This is a genomic window from Micrococcus lylae NBRC 15355 (genome assembly GCF_001570885.1).
GTDB lineage: Bacteria > Actinomycetota > Actinomycetes > Actinomycetales > Micrococcaceae > Micrococcus > Micrococcus lylae.
Genome location: NZ_BCSN01000006.1, coordinates 46,668 through 58,894 on the forward strand (window position 1 = coordinate 46,668; position 12,227 = coordinate 58,894).

At 74.7% G+C, this 12,227-nt stretch carries 7 protein-coding genes; 5 read left to right on the plus strand and 2 right to left on the minus strand.

Features of this window, described 5'->3' with window-relative positions:
- Positions 1-69 precede the first annotated feature (69 nt).
- Positions 70-1,056 carry a porphobilinogen synthase gene (hemB, locus tag MLY01S_RS02710; protein WP_067189062.1) on the plus strand — a complete coding sequence of 329 codons (987 nt, stop codon included), beginning with the start codon at positions 70-72 and terminating at the stop codon, positions 1,054-1,056.
- Positions 1,053-2,363 carry a glutamate-1-semialdehyde 2,1-aminomutase gene (gene hemL / locus MLY01S_RS02715; protein WP_067189064.1) on the plus strand — a complete coding sequence of 437 codons (1,311 nt, stop codon included), beginning with the start codon at positions 1,053-1,055 and terminating at the stop codon, positions 2,361-2,363. Before hemB ends, hemL begins: the two co-directional genes overlap by 4 nt.
- A gap of 146 nt (positions 2,364-2,509) precedes the next feature.
- Here the strand turns inward: hemL and MLY01S_RS02720 are convergent, their stop codons facing one another.
- Complete coding sequence (locus tag MLY01S_RS02720) at positions 2,510-3,196, minus strand: 3'-5' exonuclease (protein WP_067189093.1); 687 nt, start codon at positions 3,194-3,196, stop codon at positions 2,510-2,512.
- 43 nt (positions 3,197-3,239) lie between these two features.
- On the opposite strand from MLY01S_RS02720, the gene MLY01S_RS11980 reads away from it, so the two are divergent.
- From MLY01S_RS11980 to MLY01S_RS02735, 3 genes are read left to right on the plus strand one after another with little or no spacing between them, the layout of a single operon-like run.
- Positions 3,240-3,686, plus strand: a complete 447-nt coding sequence (locus MLY01S_RS11980; protein ID WP_227718833.1) for an MGMT family protein — start codon at positions 3,240-3,242, stop codon at positions 3,684-3,686.
- 51 nt (positions 3,687-3,737) lie between these two features.
- Positions 3,738-7,343 carry an ATP-dependent helicase gene (locus MLY01S_RS12320; protein WP_067189066.1) on the plus strand — a complete coding sequence of 1,202 codons (3,606 nt, stop codon included), beginning with the start codon at positions 3,738-3,740 and terminating at the stop codon, positions 7,341-7,343.
- Positions 7,340-10,975 (plus strand): ATP-dependent helicase, encoded by a 3,636-nt coding sequence (locus tag MLY01S_RS02735; protein ID WP_245232079.1) that lies wholly within the window; start codon positions 7,340-7,342, stop codon positions 10,973-10,975. Before MLY01S_RS12320 ends, MLY01S_RS02735 begins: the two co-directional genes overlap by 4 nt.
- A gap of 78 nt (positions 10,976-11,053) precedes the next feature.
- Here MLY01S_RS02735 and MLY01S_RS02740 read toward each other — a convergent pair whose 3' ends face one another.
- Positions 11,054-12,142: a phosphotransferase gene (locus tag MLY01S_RS02740; protein WP_067189096.1), complete on the minus strand. Its 1,089-nt coding sequence runs from the start codon at positions 12,140-12,142 to the stop codon at positions 11,054-11,056.
- Positions 12,143-12,227: the final 85 nt, after the last annotated feature.

The following is a 12,227-nucleotide window of genomic DNA, read 5'->3' on the forward strand; positions in this document are numbered from 1 at the left end:
ACAGTGGAGGGCTGGACCGTCGGCCCGTCCGGGCCTCCGGAAAGACTCTCTGACAGGAGATGACGTCCCATGCCGTTCCCGCTGCAGCGTCCGCGCCGCCTGCGCCAGTCCCCGGCGATGCGTCGGCTGGTCGCCGAGACCCGCCTGCATCCGTCTGAGCTGATCCTGCCCGCCTTCATCAAGGAGGGGGCGGACGAGCCGCTGCCGATCGCCTCGATGCCGGGCGTCGTGCAGCACACCACGGACTCCCTCAAGGCCGCCGCGGCCGAGGCCGCCGAACTGGGTCTGGGCGGCATCATGCTCTTCGGAGTCCCCGAGACCCGCGACGCCACCGGCTCCGCCGGCCTGGACCCGCAGGGCGTGCTCAACCGGGCGATCGCGGACGTGAAGGCCGAGGTCGGGGACGGGCTGCTGGTCATGTCCGACCTCTGCCTGGACGAGTTCACCGACCACGGGCACTGCGGCGTGCTCCGCGAGGACGGTGCCGTGGACAACGACGCCACCCTGGAGATCTACGGGCAGATGGCCGTGGCCCAGGCCGAAGCCGGGGCGGACGTGCTCGGCCCCTCCGGCATGATGGACGGCCAGGTCCGCGTCATCCGTGAGGCCCTCGACGCGGCCGGTCACACCGACGCGGTGATCTTCGCCTACGCCGCCAAGTACTCCTCCGCGTTCTACGGACCGTTCCGGGACGCCGTCGACTCCCAGCTCACCGGCGACCGCAAGACCTACCAGATGGACGCGGCCAACCGCACCGAGGCGCTGCGTGAGGTCTGCCTGGACCTGGAGGAGGGCGCGGACATGGTGATGGTCAAGCCGGCCATGGCCTACCTGGACATCGTCCGCGACGTGGCCGAGACGGCCGACGTCCCGGTGTCCGCCTACCAGATCTCCGGCGAGTACGCGATGATCGAGGCGGCCGCGGCCCAGGGCTGGATCGACCGCCGCGCCGCGATCGCCGAGTCCGTGCTCTCCATCCGGCGCGCCGGCGCCGGCTCCGTGCTCACCTACTACGCGGCCGAACTCGGCCGCTGGATCAAGGAGGGGTCACTGTGACCACCAACGCCGCGGCCTTCGCCGCAGCCCAGGCCGTCATCCCCGGCGGCGTCGACTCGCCCGTCCGCGCCTTCGGCTCCGTCGGCGGCACGCCCCGCTTCATGGCCTCTGCCCAGGGCCCGTACCTGACCGACGTCGAGGGCAAGCGCTACGTGGACCTCGTCTGCTCCTGGGGCCCCATGCTCCTGGGCCACCAGCACCCCGCCGTGGTCGAGGCCGTCCACCGCGCCGTCGACGCGGGCCTGTCCTTCGGCACCTCCGTGGAAGGCGAGACCCGGCTGGCCGAGCTGATCGCCTCCCGCGTGCCGGTCGAGCGCGTGCGCTTCGTGTCCACCGGCACCGAGGCCACCATGACCGCCATCCGCCTGGCGCGCGGCGTCACCGGCCGCAACCTGATCGTGAAGTTCGCAGGCTGCTACCACGGCCACTCGGACGGCCTGCTCGCCGCCGCCGGCTCGGGCGTCGCCACCCAGGCCCTGCCCGGCTCCGCCGGAGTCACCGAGGCCGCCGCCTCCGAGACCATCGTGGTGGACTACAACTCGCCCGAGGCGCTCGAGGCCGTCTTCGCCGAGCACGGCGAGAGTATCGCCGCCGTGATCACCGAGGCCGTGCCCTGCAACATGGGCGTGGTGGAGCCGGGCGACGGGTTCAACCGCTTCCTGCGCGAGATCACCGCGAAGCACGGCGCGCTGCTGATCTGGGACGAGGTCCTCACCGGTTTCCGCGCCACCGCCACCGGCGGCTGGGGACTGTTCGGCGAGGTCGAGGGCTGGACCCCGGACATCTGGTGCTTCGGCAAGGTGATCGGCGGCGGCATGCCCGCGGCCGCCCTCGGCGGCTCCGCCGAGATCATGGACCACCTGGCCCCGCTCGGCCCGGTGTACCAGGCCGGCACCCTCTCCGGGAACCCGGTCGCCATGGCCGCCGGCCACGCCACCCTCGAGCACGCCGACGAGGCCGTCTACGCCCGTGTGGCCGCCGCCTCCGATGCCATCCGCGAGGGCCTGACCTCAGCCTTGACCGCCGCCGGCGTGGACCACTCCATCCAGCGTGCCGGCACCCTGTTCTCCGTCGCCTTCGGCACCTCGGCCGACGGCGTCAAGGACTACGCCGACGCCCAGGGCCAACAGGTCTTCCGCCACGCCCCGTTCTTCCAGTCCATGCTGGCCTCCGGCGTGTACCTGCCGCCCTCGGTGTTCGAGGCCTGGTTCGTCTCCGCCGCCCACGACGACGCCGCCGTCCAGCAGGTCCTCGACGCACTGCCGGCCGCCGCCGAGGCCGCGGCGCAGGCCACCCCGCAGGGCTGATCCGCAGCCGCTGCCTCCCGGACCGGAGCACAGACGAACGGCGCCCCACCTGCTCGAGGTGGGGCGCCGTCGTCGTGTCACGGACGTCACGACTGTTCGTGGCGTGCGCGGCCTGGCCGAGCCGGGCGGCGGGGCAGCCGGCGGCCTCAGGCCTGCGGCTCGACCGGCCAGGCCCGCGAGACGGTGGCCTGGGGGTCCTTGCGGCGCAGGTACTCCTCGAAGCTGGCGGCCTGCTCGGCCTTCCAGGTGACCTGGCGCTCGTGCAGGTCGGCGGGATCGATGCGCAGCGCGTCGTACTTGCGGGCCAGAGCGTCCGCCACGTGCACGCCGGCGAGGGCGTCCGCGGCGGAGGTGTGGGCGTTCTCGAGGGTGACGCCGTAGTGCTCCGACACCACGGACAGGGTGCGCTTGCCCTTGCGGAAGCGGTCCATCTGACGGTCCAGGACGAAGGGGTCGATCACCGGTGTCGGCTCCAGCGGCTGGAGGCCGTGGCGGCGGGCCTCTCGGTCCATCACCGTGAAGTCGTAGACGCCGTTGAACGCGATCACCGGGATGCCGGCGCGGAACAGGTCACGCAGGGTCTCGAGGATCTCGGCGACGCCCTGAGCGGCGGGCATGCCCTCAGCCTGTGCCTTCGCGGTGGTGACCCCGTGGACCTCGGCGGCCTCGTCCGGGATCGGCACACCCGGGTCCAGCAGCCACTCGGCGCTGGAGCGGGCGAGGCCCGCGCCGTCCACCATGACGATCGTCGCGGTGACGATCAGCGCCTTCGAAGGATCGCGGCCGGTCGTCTCGAGGTCGAACCCTGCCCGGATCTGCTCATGCCAGTTCACGGCCTCCACGCTACCGCGTCGACGGACACGGCAGGATGAGCCTGTGGACACCGCCGAGACCCCTCCTGCACAGCCGCTCGCCGGGGACTGCCCGCCTGGCGACGGCTCCCTTCCTGCCGTCCCGGGCCTTCCCGACGACGGCCCCCTCACCGTGCTGGAGGCCCTCGCCGCCGCCGCGTGGCTGATCCCGGCCGGGCGGGCCGTCGCCTACGGCGGCCTGGCCGCCCTGCTCGGCGCCGGCGGCGCCCGTCAGGCGGGCAGAGCCATGGCGGAGTCTGCCGAGGGCACGCCCTGGTGGCGTGTGGTGCGGGCCGACGGGTCCCTGCCGACTCAGCTGGCCGTCGTCGCGAAGGGACACTGGGAGACCGAGGGGACGCCGCTGCGCGGACACGATGATCCGAGGGTCGACCTGTCCGCTGCGCGCTGGCAGCCCGATGCCGCGGCGCAGCGGTCCCTGGAGCGGCTGGCGCAGCGGTCGCGCCAGGCCTGAGGCCCGAAGGCGGCCGTTAGCGTGTCCGGTGCTCCTGACAGAATCGGGGACATGGACCAGAGCACCGAGCACCCCGCCCCGCCGAACGTCGCCGACCATCCGGCCGCGGACGACGTGCAGGAGGTCGCCGCCCTGCGGCAGGAGCAGCGGCAGGCGTGGGAGGAGTCCTGGGCGGAGACGTCCACCGTCGAGGGCACCGTGGCGGCCCGGCTGCGCGGACCGGACACCGCGAAGACGGGTCCGGGAGCCTTCGCCGAGGAGCAGGAGGCCGTCGCCTCGCTCACCGCCGGGCACGGCGCCGTCCTGCTGCTCGGCGGCCCGGGCACCGGTCGCACCGCGACGCTCGTGGAGGCCGTCGCCCGCCGGCTCGAGGCGGGGCTGGACCCGGAGTCCGTGCTCGTGCTCGCACCGACCCGCCAGGCCGCGGCTCGCCTGCGGGACGCCCTGACCGTGCGCCTCGAGGCCACCGGCCACGGCACGCGCGCCGTCACACCGGTGCGCACCTGGTCCTCCTACGCGTTCGACCTGATCCGCCGCGCCCGTGTGGACGGCCCCCTACGGCACCTGGCCCGGCCGCCGCGCCTGCTCTCCGGCGCCGAGCAGGACACCGTGATTGCCGAGCTGCTGGACGGCTACGCGGAGGGCACCGCGGTGGGTCCGGACTGGCCGCCGTCCGTGTCCGAGGCCGTCGGCACCCGCGGCTTCCGCCGCGAGGTCCGCGAGCTCGTGGACCGCATGAGTGAGTTCGGCGTGGAGCCGGGGGACCTGCAGGAGCTGGGCGCCCGGCACGGCCGACCCGAGTGGGAGGCCGCCGCGATCCTCGTGCAGGACTACCGCGACCGCATCGACCTGGGCATGGCCGAGGCGTTCGACCCCGCCGGTCTGATCTCCGCAGCCGTCCGCGTGCTCACGGACGTGGACCCGGACGACCCGGAGCGTGCCGCAGCCACGGAGGCCTTCGCCGCAGCCGAGCGCCGGAGGCTGCGGCTTGTGGTGGTGGACGACCTGCAGGAGGCGACCCCGGCGGTCCACGACCTGCTCGCGGTGATCGCCCGCGGCACCGACGCACTGCTCGCCGCCTCCCCGGACACCACCGTGCAGGGCTTCCGCGGCGCCGTCCCGGCAGAGGTCGGCTCCTATCCGGCCCGTCTGGACGAGGAGGGCGGGCCGCGTCCGGCCGCCGAACGGATCCACGTGCTCACCCAGGGCCACCGCATGTCCGCCCCCGTGCTCGAGGCCTGGGAGCGGGTGGCCCGACGCGTGGCCACCGCCTCCGCGGACCTGGCGCGCGTGCGTGGGCTGACCCGGGCGGCCGAGGACCGCACGGACGACGGTACTGAGGGGCCGGACGTTACCGAGGGGCCGGACAGCACTGAGGGGCCGGACAGCACTGAGGGGCCGGACAACACTGAGGGGCCGGACAGCACCGAGGGGCCGGACGGCGGACAGATCCCGGCCCCGGCGGCCGAGGTCCACGTGGTGCCCACCGCCGCGCACGAGGACCGCCTCGTCCTGCAGCGCGTGCTGCAGGTCCACCACGGCCAGGGCGTGCCCCTGGACGAGATCGCCGTGATCGCCCGCGCCGGTTCCCGCGTCGCCGAGATCACCGCGTTCCTCGAGTCGGAGGGCGTGCCGGTCGTCCGCGACGTCGCCGGCACCGTCCTCAAGGACGAGCCCGCGGTGGCCCCGCTGCTGCACCTGCTGACCGTGGTGGCCGCCCTCGTGGACGAGGACGGCCGGGACACCGCCGAGGAGGACCGCCAGGACGTGCTCGCGGACGTCCTCGACTCCCTCGACGTGCAGCACCTGCTGCGCGGCCGCTACGGCAGCACCACGCCGCTGCACCTGCGCCGCCTGCGCCAGGACCTGCTCGCCACGGAGCGCGCCCGCGGCGGACGCCGTCGCTCCGAGGTGCTGCTTCCGGCCGCCCTGCTGGACCCCTCGCTGCTGGGGGAGGAGGCGCCTCGCCACCACGGCCTGCAGCGCCTGTCCCGCATGCTCCACGCCGGGCTCGACGCCGCCCGGCAGGAGGGGGCCACCGCGGAGACCGTCCTCTGGGCCGTCTGGGAGGCCGCCGAACGCGGGGAGGCATGGCGCCGTCTTGCGCTCGGCAAGACCGACCGCCCGGACGCCGCCCGCGAGGGCCGGCGCGCGGACGCGGACCTCGACGCCGTCGTCGCCCTGTTCCAGATGGTCGAGCGCTATGTGGACCAGTTCCCCGGCGCTGCCCCCGCAGCGTTCTCCCGCTACATGGAGTCCCAGGATCTGCCGATGGACTCCTTGGCCCGCGGCGCGTCCGGACGGGACGCCGTGCACGTGCTCACCCCCGCCTCCGCGGCCGGCCGCGGCTGGCACACCGTGCTGGTCGTCGGGATCCAGGACGGCGTCTGGCCCAACACCCGCCTGCGCGGCCAGCTGCTCGGCGCCACGGACCTGGCGGACCTCGTCCTGCACCGTCAGGGCGCGGCCTGGCCGACCCCGCACCGGATCCGCCTGCAGGAGACCCGCCAGGATGAGCTGCGCACGTTCGCCGCCGCGGTCTCACGGGCCCGTCACACGGTGGTCGGCACGGCCGTGGTCAACCATGAGGCGGCACCGTCCGAGTTCCTCGAGCTGATCGCCCGCCCCGAACGCACCGAGAAGGGCGAGCTGGTCTGCACCGAGGTCCCCGACCCGCTCACCACCGGCGCCCTCGTGGCCCGGATGCGGCGTTCGCTGGAGGAGGGCGAGGGCAAGGACGGCGCCGAGGCCGCGGGCGGCCTCGCCTGGCTCGCCGCCCAGGGCGTGGAGGCAGCCCATCCGGACCACTGGTGGGGCCTGGCCCCGCTGTCCTCGCAGGAACCGGTCGTGGACCCGGCCGGAGAGGTCCGGCTGTCCCCCTCGCGCGCCCAGATGCTCCTGCAGAACCCGCTCGACTGGATCATGTCCCAGGCCGGGGCCGAGGCGACCACCACCCTGGCGCAGTCCGTGGGCACCTTCGTGCACAGCGTCTGTGAGGCCCACCCTGCCGGCCCGCCCGAAGCGCTGCGGGACGAGGTCGAGCGTCGCCTGCCCGAGCTCGGCCTGCCGGCGGGCTGGACCGGCGAGGTCCAGCTGGAGCGGGTCCGTGAGCTCGTGGAGACCTTCATCCGCTACCTGCCCGAGTCCCGCGACGCCGGCCGTGTGTGCGTGGCCCAGGAGATCCGGATCGACGTGCCGGTGCCGCTGGCCGACGTCACCGTGCGCATCACCGGTGTGATCGACCGTCTCGAGGTGGACGCCGAGGGACGCCCCTACGTGATCGACCTGAAGACCGGCCGGAGCACCCCCACGCAGAAGGAGATGCTGCGCCAGCCCCAGCTGGCGGCCTACCAGGTGGCCCTCGCCGCGGGCGCGCTCACCGCCGAGGGCGTCGAGGTCCCCGGCGTCTCCCGACCCACCGAGCCCGGCGGCGCCGGGCTCGTGCAGCTCGGCGCGGGGACCAAGAAGGTCAAGGTCCAGGACCAGCCCGCCCTCGGCGAGGACGACGAGTGGGCATGGGCCCAGCTGGCGCTCGCCGCCGGCCGGACGGTCGGCCCGTTCTACCTGACCCTGCACGGCACAGGGGACCGTTGCCGCCACGCGGCGCTCTGCCCGCTGTGCTCCGAGGGACGGCAGGTGACCGAGTGGACCCGGTGACCGACGCCCCCAGCACCACCGCCGGCCGCCCGGGCGGCGGCACAGCCCAGAGCAGCCCAGCACCGAGCAGCCCAGCCCAGACCGTGGAGCAGCCCATGCAGATCCGCTACAGCCCCGACGAGCTCGCCCGCCTCCTGGCCACCGAGGCCGAGCAGGAGGCCGGCACCTGGCTGCGGCCCACCGCCCAGCAGGCCGAGGTCATCCAGGCGCCGCTCACGCCGCGCCTGGTGGTGGCCGGCGCCGGCTCCGGCAAGACCGCCACCATGGCCGACCGCGTCGTCTGGCTCGTGGCCAACGGACTCGTCCGCCCGGACCAGGTCCTCGGCGTCACCTTCACCCGCAAGGCCGCCGGCGAGCTCGCCCACCGCATCAACGGCCGCCTCGAGCGGCTGCTCGCCGTGCCCGGCTTCGAGATCCCCGGGTTCGAGGGCACTGCCGAGGAGCTTGGCCGCGCCGCCGTCTCCACCTACCACTCCTACGCCGGCGCCCTCGTCCGGGACCACGGGCTGCGCATCGGCGTCGAACCCGGTGCCGTGCAGATCACCGACGCCGACGCGTATCGGATGATGCGGCAGATCGCCGAGGACGCGGATGTGGACCTGCAGGAGGGTGCACCCGCCCTGTCCACGCTCGTCTCCGGCGCGCTCGGCTTGGCCGGGGACATGGCCGAGCACCTCGTCGAGCCCGACGCCGTCCGCGACTACCTGGCCGCCGAAATCGCCCACGGCGCCTCCCTGCCGCCGACCCGTGCCGGGGCCGCCCGCAACAAGGAGGCCGGCGAGCTGCTCTTCTCCCTGCGGGCCCGGCTGCTCATGGCGCACATGGTCGAGGCCTACACGGCCGCCAAGGAGGAGGCCGAGGTCATGGACTTCGGCGACCTGCTCCGCCATGCTGCCCGCATCGCCGCCGACGTCCCCGAGGTCGGCCACATCGAGCGAGACCGCTATCGAGTGGTCCTGCTGGACGAGTTCCAGGACACATCCCACGCCCAGATGACGATCTTCGCAGGGCTCTTCGGCGCGTCCTCCGGCGAGGGCGTCGGCCACTGCGTCACCGCCGTCGGCGACCCCCACCAGTCCATCTACGGATTCCGCGGCGCCTCCGCCGGGCAGCTCTTCGACTTCCCTCACCGCTTCCCGGCGAGGGACGAGGACGCGCGGCAGGCACCCGGCGCCGACCCGGCCGCCGCGGACGGCGAGGCGCAGACGGGGGAGGGGGCCGTCGTCGGGAGGCTGAGGCCGGCGGACGTGTCCCACCTGACGACCGCCTGGCGCAACGACGAGTCGATCCTCGCCCTGGCCAACCGGATCGTGGCGCCCATGGCCCAGCCGGAGACGGACACCGTCCAGGTGCAACCCCTGCAGTCGCGCCCCGGCGCCTCCGCCGGCGAGGTCCGCCTGGACGAGTACGTGACCGGCGAGGAGGAGGCCGCCGACCTCGTCGCCCGGATGCAGCGGCTCGCCGACGACGCCGGCGACGGCCCCGTGCCCTCGCGGGCGATCCTCTGCCGCGGACGCGCCCAGTTCGGCCCGGTGATCGACGCGCTCGAGGCCGCCGGCGCCCCCTACCAGGTCCTCGGGCTCAACGGCCTGCTGTCCCTGCCCGAGGTCGCCGAGGTCCTCGCCGTCCTGCACGTGGTGGCCGAGCCCGGCCGCTCCGACCACCTCGTTCGCTGGCTCTCCGGCCCGCGCTGGCGCATCGGCCCGGCCGACCTGGCACTGCTGAAGGAACGCGCCCGCTTCGTCGCCCGGCTGCGCACGCGCCAGAGCGACGAGGAGGCCGCCCGCCTCGAGGACACCAGCCCGGAGGAGGACGCGGACGCCGCCGTGCTGCTCGAGGCCCTGGACGACCTGCCCCGCGAGTCGAGCCGCTGGACCGGCCGCGACGGGCGCACCTTCTCCGCCGAGGGGCTGCGCCGGCTCACCGCCGCCCGGGACATGCTCCGCCGCCTGGCCCGCCGCACGGACATGGACCCGGCCGAGATGATCGGCGAGGTCGAGCGCGCCACCGGCCTGGACGTCGAGCTCGCCCTGCGCCCCGGACCCTCCGCCGTGGCCGCCCGGCGGCACCTGAACGCCTTCATCGACACCGCCCGGCAGTTCGGTCGCCGCGCCGTCGGACGCACCGTGGACCTGGCCGGATTCCTCGCCTGGGTCGAGTCCGCCGCCGAGCACGAGAAGGGCCTGGGCATCGAGAACGCCGAGCCGGACCCGCGCGCGATCTCCGTCCTCACCGCCCACGCCTCCAAGGGCCTGGAGTGGGACGTCGTGGCCGTGCCCGGCCTGGTGCGCGGCGCCTTCCCCTCCACCCGTGCCGACCGCTGGATGGCCCTCGGCGCCGGCGCCCTTCCGTGGCCCCTGCGCGGAGACCGGAACGCCCTCCCGCAGTGGGACCACTCGTGGGCCGAGAATGACCGCGACTGGGTGCAGAGCTCCGGGACCGTGAAGGCCAAGGCCGCCCTCGAGCTGCTCGGCTCCCGCCCGGACTTCGCCACCCTGCTCACCGAGCACACGCTCCGGGACGAGCGGCGCCTGGCCTACGTGGCCTTCACCCGCGCCCGCAGCCGCCTCTGGCTGAGCACCTGCCAGTGGAAGGGGACCAACAAGACGCCCGTGGAGGTCTCCGAGTTCTTCGCCGAGGCCGCCGAGCTCGCCGAGGACGGCCCCACACCGGTCGCCGGCGTCGGCTGGGGGACTCGCCTCACCGACCAGCAGCGGACCGACGCCAACCCCACCGCCGGCCGCATGCGGGCGGCCCTCTGGCCGTTCGACCCGCTCGAGGGCCCGATCGCCTACGACGTGGACCCGGACGACCCCGAGGACCGCGAGGCCTGGACCGAGCTGCCGCGCCGTTCCCGCGGACGCCGCGCGGCCGTCGAGGCCGCCGCCGCTGCCGTGCGCGGAGCCGATCCTGCCGACCTGGACCTGGACTCGGCGCTCGGCGCCCAGCTGGAGTGGGCCGTGCTGCGTGAGCGCGCCCTGCAGGACGCCAGCGGCGAGGTGGCCCTGCCGCAGCACCTGTCCGTCTCCCTGTACGGCGAGTTGGCGAAGGACCCGGAGGCCGTGGCTGAGCAGCTGCGCAGGCCGATGCCCCGCCCGCCGGCCCACGCCGCCCGCCGCGGCACCGCCTTCCACGCCTGGCTCGAGGACCGCTTCGAGGCCACCGGCATGCTGGACATCGACGACCCGGACGACGCCGCCGACCAGTGGATGGACGACGCCCTCGACCTCGAGCCGATGCAGCAGTGGTTCCTGTCCTCCCGCTGGGCGGACCGGACTCCCGCCCAGGTGGAGGCGCCGCTGGAGACCACGGTGGCCGGAGTGACCCTCCGCGGCCGTGTGGACGCCGTCTACCGCTCCGGAGGAGACCCGGCCGACCCCTTCGACCCGGAGGCGCAGTGGGAGCTCGTGGACTGGAAGACCGGCCGGGTGCCCACTGGCCGGGATCTGGAGAACAAGGCGCTGCAACTGGCCGTCTACCGGCTGGCCTTCTCACGGCTGCACGGGATCCCGCTGGAGAACATCGGCGCCAGCTTCGTCTACATCGCCCACGGCGAGGAGCGCACCATGGAGGCGCTCCCCGGGGAGGAGGAGCTGGAGCGGATTTTGCGTGAGGCGCTGGGCAGCCCCTGACACCAGGCGGGCGCTGCGGGGTGACCGGCCTCCTCGACCGTCGGGGGCCGGCAGAGAGCCTCGGCGGCCGGCGCCGGATCAGGCCTGGTGCGAGCCGCCGGTGCGCGGCGTGCCGGACGGCGGCACTGCCGGCAGCACGCCGGTCTCGGCCTCGTCGTCCACGCCGGAGGCGGGGGCGCCGAGCTCGGCGCGCTCCGCCTCGGCGCGGCGGGCCTGTTCGGCGGCGCGCTCGGCCTCCTCGGCCGCCCGGATCCCGTCCTCGAGCTCGCCGAGCATCTCCTCCGCCTCCGCCACCATGGCCGTGTCGTGGCGGTCCACGCCGCGCACCAGCCACTGGGCGAGGGCGAACTCGGCCACCAGGGCGGCGCGGCGCATCAGGTGCTCGTCGCCGTCGTCGGCGGCGCCGGCGGCCCCCCGGCGCGCACGGTAGGCCTCGAGCACGCGGTCTGCGAAGTCGGGGTCCTCGACGGCGGCCAGCCAGGCGAAGTCCACGGCCGGGTCGCCCACATGCAGGTCGGTCCATCCGGTCACCCCGACCACCCGGCCGCGCTCGAGCAGCAGGTTCTCCTCGTGCAGGTCGCCGTGGACCGGGACGGGCTCGAAGCTCCAGAGCTCCTTCTCCTCCAGGGCGGTCTCCCAGCGGCGCAGCAGCGTGGCCGGGATGCGGCCGGTGGTCGCGGCCTGGTCCAGCTCGTTGAGCCGGCGGGTGCGGACCTGCTCGGGGGTGTACACCGGGAGGTCGGCCAGGGCCACCACCTGGTCCGGGAGGGTGTGGATGGCGGCCATCACCCGGGCGACGTCCGCCACGGCCGCTTCGCCGGCGTCCACCAGGTCCTCGAGCGGATGCACGGCCCCCGGCATGTCCTGGTAGACGAAGGTGCGCAGCCCGTCCAAGCGGACGGCACCGGCCACGGACGGGGTGCGGAAGGGGAGGTTCGCCCGCACGGCAGGCGTGAAGCCGGCGAGCACCTGAAGCTCGGTCTCCAGGCGCATGGCGGCCTCCGGGGTGTGCGGGGAGCGGACGCGCCAGCGCTCGCCCCTCTCGGCCAGCACGATCGCCGAGGAGAAGTCCGCGGGGTCGTCCGGGCTGGCCAGCACGCCGGTCGGGGACAGGCCCGGGACGGCAGCGGCGGCAAGGGCGGCGAGATGCATGGGCTGACGGTTCACGCCCACAATCCTAGGTCCGTCCGGGCTCGTCGCCCTGGGGCGACACCGGCCCCGGTGTGGCTCTCGGGCCCCGTCCAGACGCCGT